Source organism: Marinobacter flavimaris (genome assembly GCF_045057155.1).
GTDB lineage: Bacteria > Pseudomonadota > Gammaproteobacteria > Pseudomonadales > Oleiphilaceae > Marinobacter > Marinobacter manganoxydans.
Window position 1 is genome coordinate 992,587 of sequence record NZ_CP171359.1, and the last position, 19,306, is coordinate 1,011,892.

A 19,306-nucleotide genomic window follows, 5' to 3' on the forward strand; every position below is an offset into this window, starting at 1 on the left:
ATTGTGTAGGCATAACGGACACACACTTTTCGCCCACGAAAGAAAAAGAGAGAATAACTATGATTCGCAAACTAGCACCGCTTGTATTCGCTTGTGCTGCGGTAACCTCCGTAAGCGCGACAGCCGATCAGCTGGACACCGTGATTCAACGTGGCACTTTGAACTGTGGCGTGGTTCTGGATTTCCCACCAATGGGATATTTTGACGAGAACAACGAGCCTGCAGGCTTCGACGTCGATTACTGTAACGACCTGGGCGAGGCGCTCGGCGTAGACGTCAATGTTCTCAACCTGACCTGGGGCGAGCGGATTCCCTCCCTGGTGTCCGGCAAGACTGATGTGGTTATCGGTTCTACCTCCGATACACTGGAGCGCGCCAAGACCGTTGGCTTCACCTACCCGTACTTCGTCTTCAAATTCCAGGTTATCGCCAACGAGGACAAGAACATTGAATCCTTCGACGACCTGAAGAACCTGAAAGTCGGTGCGGCACTCGGCACCACCTACGAAACCGAATACCTCGCGTATGCCGAGCAACAGGGCTGGGGCAAGGACAACTACACCTCCTTCAAATCCGAGAACGATGCGTACCTGGGTCTTTACCAGGGCAAGGTCGACGCAATCATCTCTACCAACACCAACATCGCGACCAAACTGCGTAGCGAAGAGTTCGCAGACTTTGAAGCGGGCCCCTACGTTCCCAACTACGACGACGTTGTGGGCATCATCGCCAAGCGTGATGAGGTTGCCTGGATCAACTACCTGAACCTGTTCCTGGTACGCCAGATTCGGGACGGCAACATGAACGAAGCTTACAACAAGCACTTCGGTACCGATGCGCCGGCCGATCTGATCAAGTCCCTCCGGGACAACAAGTAAGCGCCGAACCGACGGCCGCCAAACAGGCGGCCGTCATTGCATTGGTTCCCGGGTCGGGCACTCACCCTCGCGTGTCCTGACCTAAAATTCTGATCAAGGCCCTTCTCACCGGGCTCTGGTCGAGTTTCCTACCATTCATAAAATGGCCAAGGTATGGACTACGAATTTCACTGGAACGTTGTGTTCCAGAACATGCCCCAGCTGCTGAACGGTGCCTTCGTTACCCTGCACGTATCCGTTCTGGCGATGCTTTTGGGCGTTGTGATCGCAATACTGTTGGCGATCGCCAAAATGAATAACACAAAGTTCTTCAGCCAGGTTGCTACGGTCTGGGTCGAGATCGCCCGGAATACGCCGGCCCTGTTCCAGATCTACATGGCCTATTTTGGCCTTGGAGCATTTGGTATCCACCTCAGCCCCTATGTGGCGGTACTGAGCGCACTGGTCTTCATTAATGCGGGCTACCTGACGGAGACATTTCGGGGTGGTTTTCAGTCGATTCCGAGCACCCAGTACAGCGCCTCCAAATCCCTGGGCATGACCAGCATCCAGACTTATCGATACATCATCTTGCCGCAGATGCTCAGACGCATTTACCACCCGATGACCAACCAGTTTGTCTGGTCCATCCTGATGAGCTCTCTGGGCATTCTCGTGGGTATGAGCGAGCTTTCTGGAACGACTCAGCGTTTGCAGTCACTGTCGTTCAGAACGCTGGAGTTCTTCATTGTGGCGGCCGTGATGTACTTCGTCATCACCAAACTCGTGTTGTTCGGATCATCACTGCTTGCGCGTAGACTCTTCAAGGGGGAAATCTGATGAATTCCTTATTCACACCCCTGTCCTGGAGCGATAGCGGTCTAATCCTGACCGGCGTCTGGAATACCATCATCATCTCCGTTGTCGCCATTGTGGTGGGCACTCTTCTGGGGTTGATCGTCGGCTTTCTCCGTGCCGAGAGCAACAAGGCCGTCAACATCCTTTTCGGTAGCGTGCTCGACGTGCTGAGAAGTGTTCCCCTGATCATCCAGCTTATTCTGTTCTCCACCTTTGTCGGTGCGATGGGGAACCCATTGGCACCGTTTGTCGCGGGCTCCATCGTGCTCTCGCTGTACACCATGGCCTTCATGAGCGAGGTATTTCGCAGTGGCTTTGAGAGTGTGAGCCCCTCGATGCAGACAGCTGCGCGCTCACTCGGTATGACCAAGTGGCAAACCATCTACCATGTCCGGTTACCGATTGGTTTGCGCGCCGTGTTCCCGTCCTGGCTGGGTGTCTCGCTCAGCGTGATCAAGGACTCGGCCCTGGTCTCGGTGATCGGGTACATGGAATTGCTGCGAACGTCTGAACAGCTTATCTCAAGAACCCAGCAACCGCTCGAGATCCTGATCGGTGTTGGTATCTTTTACTTCATTATTTCCTACCCGCTGTCCCACTACGGCCGGTATGTTGAGAGGAAAATGGCAATATGATCAGCGTACAGAATGTCCATAAATCCTTTGGCGATCTTGAAGTTCTGAAAGGCGTCAGCCTTGATGTCAAAAAAGGCGAGGTCGTGAGCGTTATCGGGGGCTCCGGTAGTGGCAAGTCAACCCTTCTGTACTGCATCAATGCTATTGAGCCTATCAACAGGGGCAAAATCCTCGTTGATGATGTGGATGTGCATGCCAAGGAGACCAACAAGGACAAGTTGCGCCAGAAACTGGGTATGGTCTTTCAGCAATGGAACTCCTTTCCTCACATGACGGTGCTGGAGAATGCGGCCCTGGCTCCCAGAATCGTCAAGAAAATGAGCAAGGAAGAGGCGATCGAGATCGCCAAGAAAGAGCTGGAGCACGTTGGCCTGGGTGACAAGTTCGACGTCTATCCCACGAAAATGTCCGGCGGCCAGCAGCAGCGCCTGGCCATTGCCCGTGCCCTGGCCATGAAGCCCGATTATATGCTGCTTGATGAGGTAACCTCTGCGCTCGATCCGGAGCTGGTCGGCGAGGTTCTGGACACACTGCGCCTGTTGGCGGAAGAGGGGATGACCATGATCTGCGTGACCCATGAAATGGGCTTCGCACGGGATGTTTCTGATCGCGTCGCGTATTTCCATGAAGGCGTTATTGCAGAGATCGGGGAAGCCAGGCAGGTAATAACCGATCCGCAGAACCCGCTCACCCAGAAGTTCCTCTCAAAAGTGCGCTAGAAAGTCGCCACAACCGTGGTGCTGGCTGGGGGAGTTCTTGGACCCGCTTCCCCAGCCATTTTTCCAGCCCGCCCAGAATCCGGCGGCTTCAGTTCCGGTTCTTCAGCACCTCATAAATCTGCCTGACCGCTTCCTCCTGCTTTTGTTTTTCAACCATATCTTCCAGCAGCTCCAGTACCCGTTTTTCGTCGTTGCTCCGAAGACCCGGCCAGTACACATAGGGCACCAGATCTGGATTGCTGATAAAGAACAAGGCGGTTTGTTCCGGATCGTTGGCGATGTCTCCGCGCAGGCCTACGGTAAACTGGCGGCCCTCGCCACCCCGTAGCGTTAACAGGAGGGATTGGTCCTGCTCGATGAATCGGGTTTCCTCCACGGTAATGGGCTCTGCCAGATCCGGCACGGAGGTGATGTAGTATTGAAAGCCAAGGAACCCCAGCAGAACAGCAATCAACGCTGCCAGGGCAAAGGATTTGATCATTGAGCGTATTCCATTGTGGTCAAGCGTTCCTCAATCCCTGTTCATTAGGTAGTCTGCGACGGCTTGATATAGTGGCAGAGAGGTTGGGTCGATCTTGCTGTTACTGGCATTGGGAAACGATGCGAAGCGTACCAGAACCATGTTGGCGGTGGGGTCAATGTAGATGGTTTGCCCGTGAACGCCTCGAGCGGCATAAGCGCCATTGGCGTTGTTGAAGATCCACCACATGCTGCGATAGCTTCCGCCGGGAAGGGTGGTGTAGCCAGCCTTGGCAAAGGCCTTTTTGTCGCCGCCGGCCTGGATTGCATTCACCACAGATTCAGGGAACAGTTGCCGATTCTTGTACTTGCCTTTGTTCAGCATCAACAGGCCTATCCTGCCAAGATCCCTGAGCCCTGCGCTCAGTCCACCACCCGCGAAAGGCGTGCCTTTGGCATCGATCGTCATGTAGGCATCCTGTTCGGTGCCAAGGGGGTTCCAGAGACGTTCAGAAAGTAGATTCGCCACGCTCTTACCGCTTACCCGGGCGATTATCCAACCGAGGGCATCAGAATTGACAGTCCGATAGCCGAACGCATCGCCGTGGTCGCCGTTTTGCTCAACGGTTTGCAGGTACTCGAAATAACCCTCCGGTCCACTGTAATCAGAAGGCTTTGGCAAGGGGCTGGCTGCCGCAGAGTATTGCCAGATGTCAGCCTCAGGATCGGCGTAGTCTTCGCTGTAATCCAGCGCGGTGGTCATATCCATAACTTGCCGCACGGTGGCACTACCAAAAGCACTGTTTTTCAGCTCAGGCACAAGGCTGTCCACAGTTGCTTCATCGTCCAGTTTGCCTTCGGCCACCAGAACTTCAGCCAGTAGGCCGGTCAGGGACTTGGTCATCGACATAGCAGCGTGTTTGCCGGTCTCGCTCAGGCAGCCGTTGTAATATTCGTATACGATCTTGCCTTTGTGAAGAATCAGCAACCCGTCGGTGTAGTTCGCAGCCAAAGACTCGCGCCAGTTCATTTGGGTGTCGCTACCCATCGGCATGAACGAAATGTCGTTGATCCCATTATCCAGTGCGTACGGCAGTGGATCGGGTGCACCGATGCCGCGGCTGATCCTAGTGGTCGGCAGCAGTTCCCGGATATGACAGACAGTCCAGCGGAGTTTAGGGAAGCTGAAGTAATTGCTTTGGGGGTGGGCGATCAGCTTGTCGTCGGGCGGCGGGAAACCGGTCATCCACTGTAGTGCTTGAGGGTCCGATTCCTCTGCGCTCAGCGGGGCAGAGCCGTGGGTGCTCCCCCACGCGTTCGGGCAGCTTAAAGCGAGTAGCACAAGGACATAAGCAGGATTGAAAGCGGACATGTCCATTCACCTTGTCGATTGATCACATGGCTCTGGAGAAGACTTCAAAAGGCAGGGCTTTTAATACATAGCTTAGCGGCGTCCATGGCCACCAGGGCACGTAGGCCCGGCGCTTCTCCGATTCGATGGCTTTCACCAGGGCCTTTACACCGGTTTCCAGATCCACACGGAAGGGCGCGCTTTTAGTGTCCCGGTTAATATCCGTGAGAATGTAGCCGGGCATAATGTTGCTGACGTTGATCGGCTTACCCTTGGTATCGAGCTGCAGACCTTCCGCCAAAGAGGCTACGGCGGCCTTGGTGGCAGCGTATACGTTCAGTGGACCACGGAAGCCGCGAACACCACTGACAGACGACATTAACACCAGGTGACCGCTGTTCTGCTCGCGGAAGATCTCCATGGCTGCCTCACTCTGGGCAATAGCAGCGATGAAGTTGGTCTCGGCGGTGTGGCGGTTGGCAGCGAAATGCCCACGGCCGATGGGCTGTGAGCTGCCAATACCTGCATTAACCACCACCCGATCAAGACTACCGAGCTCATCCCGGAAGCCCCGGAACACTTCGAACACCTGATCGTAATCGCAGACATCAAGGCCTCGGACGAGTACCCGGATATCCGGATGAGCCTGCTGCAATTCCCGCTGGAGAGCTTCCAGCTTGTCTGCCCGGCGCGCACAGAGCGCCAGATTACAGCCTTTGGCCGCCCATTCGCGAGCCATGCCTTCCCCGAGACCGGTGCTGGCACCGGTAATCAGAATGTTCTTTCGCATCAGCTATCCCCTGGATTCGTTCGGATTATTTGCGCTCACAGTACCATGATCGAACGCCCAGGGGATTGACTGAAATGCAACTCTGCACTGGCCATTCCGTTCAGGGTAGAACGTTACTCCACCATTACTGTGATCTTCTCGGAAACCACTGGCGGGTTGTGCGGCACATGCATGTGATCACCGACCAAAAGCTGCAGCGTGTGTTTACCCGGTGATAGCGTGATCTCGGTTTCGGTTTGCCCGCCACCAAAGTGTCTGATTTGATCCGTTGCCGGGAGGGATTTGCTCAGATCGGACGGTACGTCGGTATCGATCAGCAGGTGGTGGTGTCCGGTGCCTGCTTTTTCCACGCCAGCAGGTGCTACGCCCATGTTCCGCAGACCAAAGACGACTTTGAAGGTTTCGTTTACGGTTGCGCCGTCAGTTGGTTGCACGAAATACACGCCAGCGTTGGCCGGCGCCTCAGACTTCATGCTCTCTGCAATCGCTGCTACTGGCGCGATCAACAGAGCTGAAAACAGTGTAATTGCGATCCTGTTCATTTCGTTTCCTCCTTGGTGTTCGCCACCAGTGAGTATAGTTGAGGAAACTTATGCGTGACGGCCGCTTCAGTTTTCCACGGCAGGAATTATGTGCTCCTCAATTAACTGGAACTGGCGGCGCAAAAAGGCTGAACCCGGCGAGGGAGGGGTAGGGTCAGAGGTCATCACCACGGTCAGTTTGCGAGCGGGCATCACATACAGTACCTGGCCTCCGTACCCACGCCCGTAATACCCCATTTCGCCGGCGAGCGGCTGCTGGAACCAGCCATAGCCATAGGGATCATCTGTGTAGGCGGACCTTCCGCGTTCAATCCAGGACTCCCGCACCCAGTTTTCCGGAAACAGGCGCCGATCACCAAGGCGGCCTTCATTGCGATAAAGCTCGCCGATTTTTGCCAGGTCCCTTGGCGAAAGAGCCATATTATTGCCACCAAAATAGATCCCCTGGGGATCCCGGTCCCAGGCAGGAATGGTTATATTCAGTGGCTCGCCCAACCATTCCCGCGCCAGGTCGAGCGTGCTGCGCCCGGCGCTTTCAGTGAGCGCCGCCGAGAGCAGGTGGCTGCTGCCGGTGGAGTAGAGCATGCGACCGCCCGGCTCATCCACGAACGGCCGGGTGAGCACATGGTGAACCCAGTTATCGCTGTTCACCCAGGTGCCATAGTAACGGCCAGATGTCCGCTGCAACCCGGCCTGCAAAGACAGCAGGTGCGCCAGAGTTATCCGGTCCACGCCCTTGGTGGCGGAGGCGGGTACGCGGTCACCGAGCGTTTCAATAACCGGTTGATTGGTTCCCTCGAACACACCTTTTTCGATGCCGATACCCACCAGCGCGGCGAGTACTGTCTTTGAAAGAGATTTGATGTTGGTTGGCGTGTCGAGCCCGGCACTTTTCAAATCCAATGCCAGAACTTCCTGGCCCTCATGGACAACAATCAAGGAGTGAAGTCGCTCAAGGTTTGCAGCCTCTCTGGACACCTCTGTTTGCCAGTCGGCCGTCTCTGAGTGGCTTGGCGGGGTCACCAGGAGCAGCAGTGCGAAAAGCCAATATGAAAAGCGTTGCATAGTGTAAGGAGGCGCTAGCGTCTTCGTTTTGGTAAGTGGAACGTCGATCATATGACTACTGTACGTCAGCGCGCCGAGAGGAGGTCACGGCTTAATCAGATCTGTGGTGATTATCGGGTACGCGATGCAGATTTATGCGCCTCTAGGCGCAAAAATGATGATCGCCATGCCGAGCAGGGCTACGCCGGATCCCACCAGATCCCAAACGGTTGGCCGGATACCATCAATAGCCCAAAGCCAGAGAATGGCCATAAAGATATACACACCGCCGTAGGCCGCATAAACCCGACCGGCGGCAGTAGGATGCAGGGAAAGTAACCAGGCAAATGCCGCCAGGCTCAGGGCCCCGGGTACGAGAAGCCAGATGCTCTTTCCCTCGCGAAGCCAGAGATAGGGTAGGTAGCAGCCAACGATTTCAGCCAGCGCGGTAACGAGAAACAGACCGATGGTTTTCAGTTCAGGCACGGGGATTTTCCTTTGTACCGATAAAAAGCCGTATTTATGACGCTTTGTGAACCAGTCTTTACGATTTACATGGGGATAGGAGAGTAATTACCGCGCACTTCTAAACCATAGGCCTGAAATTCGGTAATGCCGCAACCCGATCCAGCCATGCGCGAATCGCAGGGTAGGCTTCCAGCTCAAAACCACCCTCATCCGCGACGTGGGTGTATGCATAGAGTGAGATATCTGCAGTAGTGACCTTCTCACCCGCCAGGAATGGCGTCTCTGCCAGTTGTTGCTCCATCACCTGCAAGGCCTTGTGCCCGCCGGTTTGCTTGGCGGCATACTCGTCGGCTTTGTCTGCCGGCAGTCCCAGGTACTTGTTGATGAAGCGCGCAACGGCGATAAACGGCTCATGGCTGTATTGTTCGAAGAACTGCCATTGCAGAACGCGGGCCTGAGCGAGGCGGTCATTCGGGTACAGATCAGAGCCGAACGCGAGGTAGTTGATGATGGCGTTGGACTCTGACAGCGTCTCGCCACTATCCAGCTCCAGCAGAGGAATCTTGCCATTCGGGTTCTTTTTCAAAAAATCATCGGATTTTGTGTCGCCCGCCAGAATGTCGACATCAATCCACTGGTGGTCGATGTTCAGCAGTTGGCAAACGAGCTGAACCTTGTAGCAGTTCCCGGATTGGGTATCGCCATAGATTTTCATGCAGTTTCCTTTGCTGGGAGAGCGCCGTTTTTCAGGCCGGGGCGTTCAGGGCTCCGATCCGGGCTGCTTGAGGTCTTTGGTGTAGACATGCGTTGTTTTGGATTGCGTATAACCAACCGCCGGATAAAAGCCATGAGACTCAAGGCGCGTTACATTAGAGCGTACCACCACCCGCGGGAGTCCCATAGAGCTGGACCAGTCTTCAGCAGACTGGACCAATAGCTGGCCGATACCAGCCCTCCGTGCGCGGGAGCCTACAACCAGGCCTGTAATTTCCGCGACAAACAGCTCGCTGAGGAACAGGCGCTTTTCCACTGCTATCCATCCAACGACCGAACCCCCGGAAAGGGCGACGAAAAGCTGATGGTCGGGAGAGTTAGCGATTGCCTCGAGCCATGCTTTCGTTCGGAGCCTGCTGGCTGTGTAACCCCATTCGAGGACCAGAGCGTGAATGCCATCAAGATGATCAGCCCGCCCCGGTTCGATTGAAATGTCCATATTCAAACGCTAGTCCGGGAGGGTGTGCTATGGCGATTCATTCTTGGGATTTGCCTTTGACCCACCTGTCGCCCTCCTTGCGATATTCCTCTTTAACCGCCGCCCAGGCTACTTTGTGGGCCGTCTCTATCGCAGCTGGCTGTCCTTGCTGCCTCTGCGATTGATGCCGCCAGACTGGCTGCGCTCCTTTTCATGGGCCGACTGGCAGTCAATGCACAAACGAACACCGGGAATGGCCTTGCGCCGGGCCTCTGGAATTGGTGCTCCGCACTCATCACATTCCTCGGCACTTTCGCCTTTGGCCAACTGGCTGCGTGCGCGCTGGATTTCATCCTCAACGCTTGCGTCGATCTGTTCCTGAACCGCACCATCACGAGACCATCCGCCTGCCATGGGGCCCTCCGAAGTCTGGCTGACTGAAACCACTCAACGTTAGCATTGTAGCTCGGGTGCTCAAAGATGGCCGACGCTGATTTGGCTGATGCGAACGGTTAAAGCCTACCGGCTTCAGTCTCGCGCCCACCTCGAAGAACCAGATACAGCAAGGGCCCTGCGGAGACAAACACTGCTGTCAGAACGAAAAACGGAACCAGGTAACCCAATCCTTTGCCTCGACGTTTGGCATCCTGGTACATCCAGATGCAAGCCAATACCGCGAGAATGTAGAGATCGATAACAACCTGTGCGGTATCGGGGCTCGACATCAACTGGGCGCCGAATGCGAGGAGCGATTGCTCGGCGCCGGCCATCACCCAGAAGGTGAAGCCCATAAACAGGCAGAGAACGACGAGGGGGAGGGGGGATAGTCTCATAATCTTCCTTGATTTATTTGTTGCTGGAATTAAATGTCTTCAGCGATGCGCTTGAGGGATTCGCCATCAAGAAAATCGGAGTCAATCTTTAGCAGCTTTGCATCTTTGCCGATCACAAAGAGGAAGGCTTTGTTCCCGTGGTCGGAGTAGGCGAGTGAATAGGAATCCTGCGTCCAGGTGGCGACATCTCTGCCGCTGACAAAATTCTCGTGCACGGCCCCGATCAACGTCTGGTCACAATCGGCTGCAGCTGTCTCAAAGAAAACAGCCTCGAAGAAAGTGGCCGCTGGGCAGCCGTATTCCAACGTTTCATCGTGGGTCATGTCTGCGAATGCCAGGAATCGTTTACCTAGCTCGTCGCCGTATCGGAAGATCAACATGTTCTGGCTGTCGCCAATATCGCCAACAGCGGCGAAACCTGCCGGAATGCTGAATCTCAAGTCCGAGTACAAAAGCTCGATTCGGTTACCGGCATGAACAGCAACGGACAAACTTAAAGCAACAGCGATCAATCCAATCTTGAACATCTCAAATTCCCTTTAGTGCCATGTGGATTTCAGAGCGGAAATTCTGGCTGACTTGCAGCTTGCAAATGTAATAAGTCTGACTGTTACCGGAAGCGATGTTTTTACCGATGCCAGCCACTTGTTTCACGATATAGGAGATTCCTGGCTTGCCGCCGCTCGGTCTGGGAACCAGGTCCATGGAAGCTGAGCACGATTGCGACTCGGTTACTGCGGTATAGACGACCTCAGCGGATCGTTCATTGACGGATTCAGGTGAGGCCGTGCCATCGCCCCAGAAAAAGTTGATGGCAGCGGAGACATACTCACGGTCACTGTGATCCATGATCCAATTCCTTTTGTTTACTGAGAGATCACGTCCTCCTGGACGCTTTGCACGTTAGCAAATGATCATTGCGAGAGCGAGTAAATCTACTGCGACCAAGTCACGTTCAAATTCGAAAAAATAGATCTGCTTCAGTTATTTGCGCCGGACTCATTTTTTATGCAGCTCCCTGTAGCGTTCCTCCAGTTCGGCACGAATGGCGCGGCGCTCCTTACCGTTGGCAAATCGCCGGATCTGATCATCGGTACGTGGAACCAGCTGCGGCACGGCGACGGCTTTACCGTTGTCATCAACCGCCACCATGGTAAAAAAGCAGCTGTTGCTATGGCGAACCAACTTGTCGCGGATGTTCTCGGTAACCACCTTGATGCCGATCTCCATGGAGGTACGGCCGGTGTAGTTCACGCTGGCCAGAAAGGTGACCAGCTCGCCAATTTGGATGGGTTGGAGGAACATCACCTGGTCGACGGACAGAGTAACGACATACGTCCCGGCGTAACGGCTGGCGCAGGCATAGGCGACTTCATCCAGGTACTTCAGCAGGGTGCCGCCGTGCACATTGCCAGAGAAATTGGCTTTGTCCGGCGTCATCAGGACGGTCATGCTCAGGCTTGTTGAATTGTTTTCCATGGCGCTTCTCTGTTGGTTTGCTGTCCAGTATAGGCGCCAGGGTGCTGGTGGTGGCAGTAGTTATTAATCGGCCTCGAAAGTCACCAGATCCACATCCGCTGCCTGGGTGCGTAACGGCACCAATGCCTGATAGGCAGGGGAATTGTGCCAATCGGTGGCGGAATCCGCATTGGGAAAGCGGATAACCACCGTATCGGTGTGCCGGTATTGCCCACTCAGCACCTTTGCCCGTGTACCCCGAAGCACCAGCTCCCCATCCCAGGGAACCAGCGTTTCCGGAACAAGGCTGCGGTATTCTGCCCATTTCTCGGGGTCTTTTACGGTGATGTTGCCGATCACGTAGGCGGTCATTGGCGTTCTCCGGTTTTTATTGGGCTGATGTCCATGAAAAATGAAAATGACTGTATGTATTACTGGTTCAGGATATCTTCGATCCAATTCAGGAATTTGGCCGCACTCCTCGTTTCGAAGCTATCCCTACCTGGAACGTAATAGCACAAATCTGATGTTACCGATTGCGTGTCGAAGTGCTGCAGAACGTTGGCCTTCAACAGCCGTTCGACGAGCGTTGTAGAGCAGAACACCAGCCCGTTGCCTGCCATAGCCTGTTGGATCCCGAAAAGCTCCTGATCAAACGTTTTGAGTTGGATATTTGCCCCCTGCAGTCCATTTTTTTCTAACCAATCGGCGAGGGGAGGGGCCGGTAACGCTTGGTTTTTCCACTCCGTGGTAAAAAGGGTTAAAGGGGCATTTTCCCAGGAGGGAGGCGTCATTCCATAGGCACCAAATACATTGAATGACTCAAATCGAATGACATCAGAAGGCTCAGCAACTGAGACATCCCCGAATCGAATGGGAATGATGTAGGATTGGCTGTCGACCGACTCGCCGGTCGATATTTCCACAGAAATCTCGGGGTTGGCTTGTTCGAAATCGTGCTGGGAAGGGATCAGCACCATCGCTGCCAAGGATGATGTCGTCGTCACCCTGACTGTATTGCCTGCCTTCACCACCTCTTCCAAAGCGCTGTCGATTTTCCGAAACCCTTCCGAGGTCGCTTTGGCTAATCGGATACCCGTTCCCGTCAAGGATATCCGTCTTCCTTGCCGATGAAACAGGCTCACATTCAATCGGTTTTCCAGGTTGCCAATATGGTGTGAGATGGCTGTCGGCGTCAGCGAAAGTTCTTCTGCCGCCAACTTGAAACTACCCCGGCGGGCAGCCGACTCAAAGGCTTTCAGCGCCTGTAATGACACCTGCAATGTGAATCTCCAGGTCAATCACGAGTTCATGAACGTTTGGATGAGTTTAATTCATCTGCAAGTGTAATTTTTCCGTTTGTGCAAGTCCATCCAGCGCCACAAACTAGCTCCTGTCATCAATCAGCCAAGGAAATGAATATGAGCACACTATTACACATTGATTCAAGCGTCAGAGCCGCGACAAACCCGAACCCGGATCACGATTCCATCTCGAAAAATGTCGCCCGCCGATTCATTGATACCTGGAAACAGAACCGGCCTGAGGATGAATATATCTATCGTGATGTTGGCGTGAACCCACCCGCTTTCATCACTCAGGATTGGATTGGCGCGGTGTTTACCCCGGAGCAAGATAGGACCCCGGCGCAGCAGGAGACACTGGCACTCTCTGATACACTTATCGCTGAGGTCTCAGCAGCCGACGTTATTGTGATCTCCTCACCCATGTACAACTACGGTATGCCGGCTCAGCTAAAAGCCTGGTTCGATCAGATCGTACGTATCGGCAAAACGTTTGATTTCGATCTCGAACGAGGGGACTTCCCGCTGCAGCCTCTGCTCTCCGGTAAGACATTGATCATCGTGACCTCCAGCGGAGAGTTTGGCTTTGAAAAAGGCGGAATAAGAGAAGAGTCTGGCCACCTGGTGCCGCACCTCAGAACGTTGAGCAAATACCTCGGGGTGGACACCATTTACGAAGTCACCGCTGAATATCAGGAATTTGGCGACGAGCGGCACCGCGTGTCAGTCGCCAACGCCAAAGCTCGAGCCGAGAGCCTTGCTTCAGAGCTGAGCCTTTCAGCCCCGGCGTTATCGTCAAGAAATGAGGTCACCGATGCGTGACCGAATTGATGAAGAGCGTCTGGCAACCTGTGGCGAAAGCGCCATTGATCTGGCTATTAGCAATGTAAAAGCCGGTGGTTTGCCGTTTTCCGCTGTGATCGTCAATCAAGATGGAGACGTTGTCGGCAAGGGGGTAAATCAGGTTGCCGACCATCTGGATTGTACCGCACACGCAGAAATACAGGCGATAAGGGACGCTTCACGGAATGAAAATAGCGTCTCTTTGAAAGGGGCGACGTTGATTGCTTCAGGAGAGCCTTGCGCTCTCTGTTACATGGCGATCCGTATGGCCGGCATTGGGCATGTCCGTATCTTGTTGGATCGCTATGAGGCGGCAGAAAACGGGTTCGATTATCGGTGGACTTACAGGTATTTGAACCCCAGCCTCATTAATGAGCTCGATGTTGTGACTTTGGTTAACGAAAGGAAGTTCCTCCCATTCCAGATGGCCAAAATGGGTCTGATTGATTGAGAGGAGCGGGTAATGGCGTGGCGGCTCAAACCAGAGCCGCCACGCTGGCATTTCCAGGTCTGTCTGGATAGAAACGGAGCGCCGACGCAGTTGGATCCTGCAGCAGTCACTCGTTATGCGGACTAGCCCGTAACAATCTGGAGGTTGAATGCCTCCGACTCTTCAGGCGGTTCAAAGTAACCCGTCACCATTCTAAAGACCTCCTCCGTGTCGAACTGTGCTCGTTCAGGTTGTTCTTTCTGTCGCTGTTTCAGCTGTTTTAAACAAACTTCATCGTCTACCGACAAATAGTACAGCTCATGAGGTATGCCGTGTTGCGAGTAGATATCCTTGAACCAGGCTCTTTGCTTGCGGGTGTTGCCAGGAAAGTCCAGGACCACAGAGGTGCCAGCCAAGAGCACTTGCTCGACGTGTGATTTCAGCACTGGCTTGAGCCGAGATGAGTAACGAATGTAATCATTGAAATCATTGATCTCGCCGGGGAACAGAGCGGCCAGCCATTCATCCTCTGAAATAAGCACGGCTCCCCGCTCACGAGCGATTTTGCCAGACAGGGTGCTTTTGCCGGCTCCCATCTTCCCACAGAAGAAGATCAACGTTCCGTACGAACTCATTGCTTAATCCTTGGGTATAACGCCTAGCTGAACGGCGCATCGTCAGATGCGTCCGTTTGCAGCTTTTTGTTAGGTGTTGATAGCTTGCTAAGCTTCCGTAATAAGTTTGGCCTACCAGAAATACCCCTAGCACCTTCTCTAACTACTAAATATTTCTCAGTTTTTTCTTGGAAACACTTAATCAGTTGCTGTAAGGCTTCTCCGAAGCAACTAACGAGAACCTCTAACTCTTTTTCACGGGTATCAAGGAAAGTATCAAGGAAAGTATCAAGGTAATCTGATGTTACTACGTCAATTACCGTATTCAATTGCCGCCTTTCATTTCCTTTCCAGCGCAATCGAGCATGATTAATACTATTCAGTTGTAATTCGTCGCTTTCAGGAGCATATGTAGCTTCGTGAAGACCTCCCTCAATCACAATTAATGGAAGAGTGATGACTGCCAGCATATGATCTTCTGGCGCAAATTCGTACTCGTCATAAAACCTAGTAATATTTAGGCAGTTGGATACAACCCCCTGAACAGCTTGGTAAAAAAGGTCATTACCTTTTGAAAAGGCTTGTCGCCCTGAAAAAGAAAATCCCTCCCCCTTAAACATGCCCAGCTCTTTAAATTCCTCATTGCCAGCGGCGGCCCAAGCTATCGCTTGGCCAGCCGATGAAGAGATAAGCTGAGCTGCCAAAGCGGAAGTGGCAAAACGTTTTTCGTCTTTAAATAACACCCAAGGTTTGTCTTTACTCCATTTGCATTCAACTACATGCTTAATTCGGAGAAAAGAGCGGCCGATTGGAACATTGGCAGTTGCTAGAACATCAACCTCTCGGGCTTTGCCATTTTCATCTTTTGCAAAATAACTCTGCTCAACGGAGAACCTTCTTTTCTTAAACTTGTGGGCAGTTGAAAATTCTAATGGGTACCCTTCTTTCTCTACCCACCGCTTTACTTTCTCGTCCAAACTGATCTCCATAGAACACCTAATGCAGATAACGCTGGCGTAACGGCCCGATTTGTGGAGCGGCAGCGGAACAAAGCGGTCCCGTTGACGCGCTTGGTTATGTGGTGACTTACTCCCAACCTCAACCGATGACGGACAATTACCAGCCATCAATCGGTATACCGTGCTTCTCAATATAATCTCGACTGTCACGATTATAGCGTTCAGTGATTTCACGGTAATGCTCTGGGTGTGTTTCTATTTCTGAGGCCTCGTAACGCCCCACCTCAATCGCATTTTCCGCGCCGTTCATGATCCAGACAACCACCGTGCCGCCCGGCGCCAGACCAAACGTCAGGTCGTTGAGAGGCATGTCAAAGGTTTTACCGTAGCGTTCAATCGGAGCGATTTCTTTCATTTTCTCCTCAATCTCGCGGGCATTCTCAAGCTGGATCAACGCCCGGTAAGATTGCTGCTCAGCAAACGAGAACCACTTGATGAGCACAAGCCCCGGCATTGCCTGCCACTCCGCGTTTTTGCCCGACGGATGTTTCCAACAGCAGGTGATTATCCCGATAGGTGCCCGCCAACCGATTTCCCCCGATACCGATTCCAGGATAAAGGTCTCAACCCACGCATCGTAGTGCTGAGGTACGACAACGGAGATACTTCGGTAAGTAGGGTCTGGGCCATACGCTGGTCCTTCCGATTTGCTCTGATCCGAACACCCCAGTAGCACCAGAACACAGAAGCTAATGGCAAGCGTTTTAACACTCATGGTATTGCCCCTCACTCCATTGCCCTTTATTCGGATGGACAGTTCGACGGCCATACTTGCCGGGCTTGAAAGGGTACAACGGGCCAAGCTGCAGATAGTGATCGGAATGATGAATATATCGCTGTTTCAGTAGCGCGTTAGATTCCGGAGTCATCAATAGCGGGCTGCCATGCCAGACGTGGGCCGCGAGATTTCTGGCGATAGTCATTAGTTCCGGCGGCAAAACCAGCTGAGGGCTTTCCGTAGGTATAGGATCGAATGGCACACCAGCATCCACCGCCAATTTGTGCATCAGATACAGCGGAATACGGGAGTACTCACTAAGAACCTCGCGGTCCAGCCAAAGGCGAAGCGTAATGTCGCCACCACGCAAACCGGGTGGGCGTTCCTGTTCAATTTCAAGTGTGGCGAGTGGGTTCAGTGGCCCGATCCAACCCTCGTGTTTGATCAGCGCACGTTCCTGCAACATGCGGGAGAATTCAAAACTGGCTTCGGGATTGCGGCGATCCTTTCCTTTGACAACCAAGGGCGGACGAACTTCAACCCGTTCTCGAAAGCGATCCGGGTAACCGCCGCCAATATCAGAGTGAACACCCGGAAGCACCCATTCGCTGAAGTGCTCCGGCAAATCGCCGGATTCACCTCGCAGGCTGTTCAGTGAGAAGTTGTGCCGGCGCTCATCCCGCGCGGCAAACTGAACCACCCGTTCAGCATCCTCCGGCCGCAGGTTGACGTTGATGCGTCCGGTTTCTGCATCGTGTGCAGAGAAGTCCAAATTGCCGAGATCGGCAATCCCCGCAACGGTATCGAAAAGACCTACAAAGCGAACGGTGATCTTCTTCGCCCAGGGTATGCCCTGCTGTTTAAACGCGGCGGCCAGCGCACCGCCTTCATCCTGAACTTCCCGGCTGATGAAATGGCGGGCCGTAGCCGCGCCACGGCTGAAGCCGAAAACGTCAAGCACGAGTTCGTCGATGGGGTCACTCACAAAACGGATGATATCAGCCGCCAGCGCCTCGCTGCCTTGGTCAATTTTCTTGAGTATGCCTTGCTCACCAAGTCCAAGCCCCATGCTGGGACCATCATCCGATTCGCCGGACTTGGTGCCAACACCGGAAACGTAGGTCGAGATGCGGTGAGCTTCCTTCCATTCCTCACTCTGGAATTGACCCTGCTGATACATTCGCTCCAGCTTGGAGACATTGGTTTCCGCACTGAGGTAACTGCCTTCCATCACCTGCGACAGTTCGGCACTGCACTCGTCCTCGGAGATGGCCCCAGCCGCATTGGCCGTAAGACAATCGTCCATCTGTCGCTGGTACGTCTGTGTGTTATCGCGGTTGTTGCCGGTGCCATCGAAAAAGATGCCAGCCTCCACCCGGACCTTAGGACGGTTCTCTTCTTCGGGCGAATCCTCTGGCGATTCGTCAGAAACACCTTCGTCAATCAACGCGCCTTTCTGCGCAGCTTTGCGCACAAACTCCTGCGGATCTTTGTCCAGCAACTCTTTGGCGGCAGGGGTAAGCTGGCCTTTGTCATCCAGCGCACCAGCCATGGCGAAGTCCACAACCGGTGCCGTATTCGTGGCGACACCCAAAATCACTCGTGGATTACCGCTGACAATGGAACCACCATGACTGGTGGGGCTGCCAAGGTATGCCACCGGCATACCATCGGCTAACGCCAACGGGTAGCCTTGAGTAATAACCGCACCACAGCCGGTGACATCACCAACGCGAGCGATAGGTTTACCTTCAACAAGGATGCTGGAGCCGTTTGGCATGATGGGGGAAGAGCCGTGCCCTTTGATCGGGCAAACGTGCATATCGCCGACGCAGGCGGCAATCAGATTGCTCATGGTGAGAGTTCCTTTCTGTGATAAGTAGCGTCCTGGCTATCCGTGATTAAACATTGTTCAAAACCGGCAATTTTAGCATGGTTGGCACCACATAACGCCCGACATCACCGGTGACAGAACCGCAGCGAAGCGGAGGTTTTGGCATCCGGTGCATGGCCTGGTTATGTGCTGCTTCAGGCTGCAACAAGCTTCTTCACGTTGAGCTCTTTGCGGTGTTGTTCAGCATGCCAAAGTTCATATTGGGACTGCTGATTTAGCCAGCTTTCTGCCGAGGTATCGAAAGCGATAGAGAGCCGGATCGCCATTTCTGGACTGATGCCGGCCTTGCCATTCAACACGGCACTCAGCGTTTTGCGGCTAACGCCCAATGCCTCTGCTGCTGCTGTGACAGAAAGGCCAAGGGGCTCAAGACAAAGCTCTCGCAGCACTTCACCCGGGTGTGGAGGGTTGTGCATTAACATTGGCGGTACCTCAGTGATAATCTTCGTAGTTCACAATCTCGGCATCTCCGTCTTCGAATCGAAAGGTCACTCGCCAGTTACCGCTGACGGTCACTGACCAGATTCCGGCACGATTGCCAGAGAGCTCGTGCAAGCGAAGACCGGGTAAGTCCATATCTTTGGCATTCGATGCTGAATTCAATCTACCGAGAATGAGCCGAAGCCTCTTTTCATGAGCGGCCTGAATCCCTGCAGTGCTGCCGGACTTGAAGAATTTTGCCAAGCCCTTGTGTTTGAAGCTTCGAATCATTCCTTGAATGTACCCTGCAACGTATCAGGTGTCAAAACATATAACGCCGTTGTTCAGCGGCAGCCTTGGCAGAGCGAAGCGGCGACAAGGCTGTCCGGTGGAGGGCCGCCAGGCCCGGAACGAACTGGCACACTTGGTTAGGCATTTTTCAGTTCCTCGCACCGCATGGAGATGCTGGTAATTTGTCGGCCAGAGCTCGCTGCCATGCCGTTGCAACTTCCTGGGAACTGAATGTCCCCTTTAAGCTTCCACCAGAAATTGGCGCCCACATTGTCGCCCTCAAAAACTCGCGACCATCGACAACAATGCGACTCATTCTACCGCTGTTTGCTGCCGTGAACGTCTCAAAACTCGCGGCACCAATTTCTGTCAACTTGACGAAAACAGGCCAGCCACCAAGATCTGTCTGTTCCCCTACTGCTGATTTCTGCACATAGGGTGAGCACAGGTGAAACTCCAGCTCAGTCTCTGCTACTGCAATGGCAGGAGTAGAGAGCAAAAGAACAGGGATCCATTTCATCATGACGATTGCCTAACATTTGTATAGTGGTCGCGATGATCATATTC

At 53.7% G+C, this 19,306-nt stretch carries 29 protein-coding genes; 6 read left to right on the forward strand and 23 right to left on the reverse strand.

The features are described from left to right. Positions 1–59 precede the first annotated feature (59 nt). The 4 genes from ACGK9W_RS04635 (at position 60) to ACGK9W_RS04650 (ending at position 3,069) form a co-directional block, all read left to right on the forward strand. Positions 60–878: a transporter substrate-binding domain-containing protein gene (locus tag ACGK9W_RS04635; protein WP_008169535.1), complete on the forward strand. Its 819-nt coding sequence runs from the start codon at positions 60–62 to the stop codon at positions 876–878. Between the two features lie 153 nt (positions 879–1,031). Beyond that, positions 1,032–1,697: an amino acid ABC transporter permease gene (locus ACGK9W_RS04640; RefSeq protein WP_008169533.1), complete on the forward strand. Its 666-nt coding sequence runs from the start codon at positions 1,032–1,034 to the stop codon at positions 1,695–1,697. Next, positions 1,697–2,350, forward strand: a complete 654-nt coding sequence (locus tag ACGK9W_RS04645; RefSeq protein ID WP_273083696.1) for an amino acid ABC transporter permease — start codon at positions 1,697–1,699, stop codon at positions 2,348–2,350. Before ACGK9W_RS04640 ends, ACGK9W_RS04645 begins: the two co-directional genes overlap by 1 nt. After that, positions 2,347–3,069 (forward strand): amino acid ABC transporter ATP-binding protein, encoded by a 723-nt coding sequence (locus ACGK9W_RS04650; RefSeq protein WP_008169527.1) that lies wholly within the window; start codon positions 2,347–2,349, stop codon positions 3,067–3,069. The genes ACGK9W_RS04645 and ACGK9W_RS04650 overlap by 4 nt, the downstream gene beginning before the upstream one ends. A gap of 88 nt (positions 3,070–3,157) precedes the next feature. Here ACGK9W_RS04650 and ACGK9W_RS04655 read toward each other — a convergent pair whose 3' ends face one another. The 16 genes from ACGK9W_RS04655 to ACGK9W_RS04730 all read right to left on the reverse strand — a co-directional run bounded on the left by ACGK9W_RS04655 (position 3,158) and on the right by ACGK9W_RS04730 (position 12,483). Next, positions 3,158–3,550, reverse strand: coding sequence for a hypothetical protein (locus ACGK9W_RS04655; protein ID WP_008169524.1), 393 nt, complete (start codon positions 3,548–3,550; stop codon positions 3,158–3,160). A gap of 30 nt (positions 3,551–3,580) precedes the next feature. Beyond that, entirely contained in the window at positions 3,581–4,900 is a 1,320-nt protein-coding gene (locus tag ACGK9W_RS04660) for a serine hydrolase (RefSeq protein WP_039881762.1), read from the reverse strand. A 22-nt stretch (positions 4,901–4,922) separates the two neighbouring features. Then, complete coding sequence (locus tag ACGK9W_RS04665; protein ID WP_008169520.1) at positions 4,923–5,669, reverse strand: SDR family oxidoreductase; 747 nt, start codon at positions 5,667–5,669, stop codon at positions 4,923–4,925. A 113-nt stretch (positions 5,670–5,782) separates the two neighbouring features. Then, the gene (locus ACGK9W_RS04670) at positions 5,783–6,202 is read right to left on the reverse strand and encodes a DUF4399 domain-containing protein (protein ID WP_405420962.1); all 420 of its coding nucleotides are present in this window, start codon (positions 6,200–6,202) and stop codon (positions 5,783–5,785) included. 75 nt (positions 6,203–6,277) lie between these two features. Next, positions 6,278–7,189, reverse strand: a complete 912-nt coding sequence (locus ACGK9W_RS04675) for a serine hydrolase domain-containing protein (RefSeq protein WP_405419291.1) — start codon at positions 7,187–7,189, stop codon at positions 6,278–6,280. Between the two features lie 219 nt (positions 7,190–7,408). Beyond that, positions 7,409–7,741 carry a YnfA family protein gene (locus ACGK9W_RS04680; RefSeq protein ID WP_288365739.1) on the reverse strand — a complete coding sequence of 111 codons (333 nt, stop codon included), beginning with the start codon at positions 7,739–7,741 and terminating at the stop codon, positions 7,409–7,411. Positions 7,742–7,841: 100 nt separating this feature from the next. Next, positions 7,842–8,438: a glutathione S-transferase family protein gene (locus ACGK9W_RS04685; RefSeq protein ID WP_008169510.1), complete on the reverse strand. Its 597-nt coding sequence runs from the start codon at positions 8,436–8,438 to the stop codon at positions 7,842–7,844. A gap of 45 nt (positions 8,439–8,483) precedes the next feature. Then, positions 8,484–8,936: a GNAT family N-acetyltransferase gene (locus tag ACGK9W_RS04690; RefSeq protein ID WP_008169509.1), complete on the reverse strand. Its 453-nt coding sequence runs from the start codon at positions 8,934–8,936 to the stop codon at positions 8,484–8,486. A 37-nt stretch (positions 8,937–8,973) separates the two neighbouring features. Beyond that, a complete protein-coding gene (locus ACGK9W_RS04695) occupies positions 8,974–9,066 on the reverse strand; it encodes a ChaB family protein (RefSeq protein WP_075267801.1) in 93 nt (30 codons plus the stop codon). Beyond that, complete coding sequence (locus ACGK9W_RS04700; protein WP_008169508.1) at positions 9,063–9,329, reverse strand: DksA/TraR family C4-type zinc finger protein; 267 nt, start codon at positions 9,327–9,329, stop codon at positions 9,063–9,065. Before ACGK9W_RS04700 ends, ACGK9W_RS04695 begins: the two co-directional genes overlap by 4 nt. A 98-nt stretch (positions 9,330–9,427) precedes the next feature. Then, entirely contained in the window at positions 9,428–9,748 is a 321-nt protein-coding gene (locus ACGK9W_RS04705) for a DUF2834 domain-containing protein (RefSeq protein WP_008169507.1), read from the reverse strand. Positions 9,749–9,777: 29 nt separating this feature from the next. Then, complete coding sequence (locus ACGK9W_RS04710) at positions 9,778–10,275, reverse strand: hypothetical protein (RefSeq protein WP_053114985.1); 498 nt, start codon at positions 10,273–10,275, stop codon at positions 9,778–9,780. Position 10,276: 1 nt separating this feature from the next. Then, the gene (locus ACGK9W_RS04715; protein WP_014576852.1) at positions 10,277–10,597 is read right to left on the reverse strand and encodes a hypothetical protein; all 321 of its coding nucleotides are present in this window, start codon (positions 10,595–10,597) and stop codon (positions 10,277–10,279) included. Positions 10,598–10,747: 150 nt separating this feature from the next. Beyond that, the gene (locus ACGK9W_RS04720) at positions 10,748–11,227 is read right to left on the reverse strand and encodes an acyl-CoA thioesterase (protein WP_008169502.1); all 480 of its coding nucleotides are present in this window, start codon (positions 11,225–11,227) and stop codon (positions 10,748–10,750) included. Between the two features lie 63 nt (positions 11,228–11,290). Then, positions 11,291–11,578 (reverse strand): DUF1330 domain-containing protein, encoded by a 288-nt coding sequence (locus ACGK9W_RS04725; RefSeq protein ID WP_053114986.1) that lies wholly within the window; start codon positions 11,576–11,578, stop codon positions 11,291–11,293. 59 nt (positions 11,579–11,637) lie between these two features. Then, complete coding sequence (locus tag ACGK9W_RS04730) at positions 11,638–12,483, reverse strand: LysR family transcriptional regulator (protein ID WP_254775482.1); 846 nt, start codon at positions 12,481–12,483, stop codon at positions 11,638–11,640. Positions 12,484–12,525: 42 nt separating this feature from the next. Between ACGK9W_RS04730 and ACGK9W_RS04735 the strand changes: the two genes are divergently transcribed. Together ACGK9W_RS04735 and ACGK9W_RS04740 are read left to right on the forward strand one after the other, a co-directional pair. After that, complete coding sequence (locus ACGK9W_RS04735) at positions 12,526–13,332, forward strand: FMN-dependent NADH-azoreductase (protein WP_254775473.1); 807 nt, start codon at positions 12,526–12,528, stop codon at positions 13,330–13,332. Next, the gene (locus ACGK9W_RS04740) at positions 13,325–13,804 is read left to right on the forward strand and encodes a nucleoside deaminase (protein WP_008169494.1); all 480 of its coding nucleotides are present in this window, start codon (positions 13,325–13,327) and stop codon (positions 13,802–13,804) included. The genes ACGK9W_RS04735 and ACGK9W_RS04740 overlap by 8 nt, the downstream gene beginning before the upstream one ends. 122 nt (positions 13,805–13,926) lie before the next feature. Here the strand turns inward: ACGK9W_RS04740 and ACGK9W_RS04745 are convergent, their stop codons facing one another. From ACGK9W_RS04745 to ACGK9W_RS04775, 7 genes are all read right to left on the reverse strand, one after another. Next, on the reverse strand, positions 13,927–14,418 hold the full coding sequence (locus ACGK9W_RS04745) for an ATP-binding protein (RefSeq protein ID WP_008169492.1): 492 nt from the start codon (positions 14,416–14,418) through the stop codon (positions 13,927–13,929). A gap of 23 nt (positions 14,419–14,441) precedes the next feature. Then, the gene (locus ACGK9W_RS04750; RefSeq protein ID WP_141201878.1) at positions 14,442–15,374 is read right to left on the reverse strand and encodes a hypothetical protein; all 933 of its coding nucleotides are present in this window, start codon (positions 15,372–15,374) and stop codon (positions 14,442–14,444) included. Between the two features lie 139 nt (positions 15,375–15,513). Continuing rightward, positions 15,514–16,131 (reverse strand): DUF2931 family protein, encoded by a 618-nt coding sequence (locus ACGK9W_RS04755; protein WP_075267703.1) that lies wholly within the window; start codon positions 16,129–16,131, stop codon positions 15,514–15,516. Continuing rightward, complete coding sequence (locus tag ACGK9W_RS04760; RefSeq protein WP_405419167.1) at positions 16,121–17,989, reverse strand: phospholipase effector Tle1 domain-containing protein; 1,869 nt, start codon at positions 17,987–17,989, stop codon at positions 16,121–16,123. Before ACGK9W_RS04760 ends, ACGK9W_RS04755 begins: the two co-directional genes overlap by 11 nt. Before the next feature lie 173 nt (positions 17,990–18,162). Further along, positions 18,163–18,450: a HigA family addiction module antitoxin gene (locus ACGK9W_RS04765; protein WP_036148342.1), complete on the reverse strand. Its 288-nt coding sequence runs from the start codon at positions 18,448–18,450 to the stop codon at positions 18,163–18,165. A gap of 10 nt (positions 18,451–18,460) precedes the next feature. Further along, positions 18,461–18,739, reverse strand: a complete 279-nt coding sequence (locus tag ACGK9W_RS04770; protein WP_405419302.1) for a type II toxin-antitoxin system RelE/ParE family toxin — start codon at positions 18,737–18,739, stop codon at positions 18,461–18,463. Positions 18,740–18,887: 148 nt separating this feature from the next. Then, positions 18,888–19,262 carry a hypothetical protein gene (locus tag ACGK9W_RS04775; RefSeq protein ID WP_273045861.1) on the reverse strand — a complete coding sequence of 125 codons (375 nt, stop codon included), beginning with the start codon at positions 19,260–19,262 and terminating at the stop codon, positions 18,888–18,890. Positions 19,263–19,306: the final 44 nt, after the last annotated feature.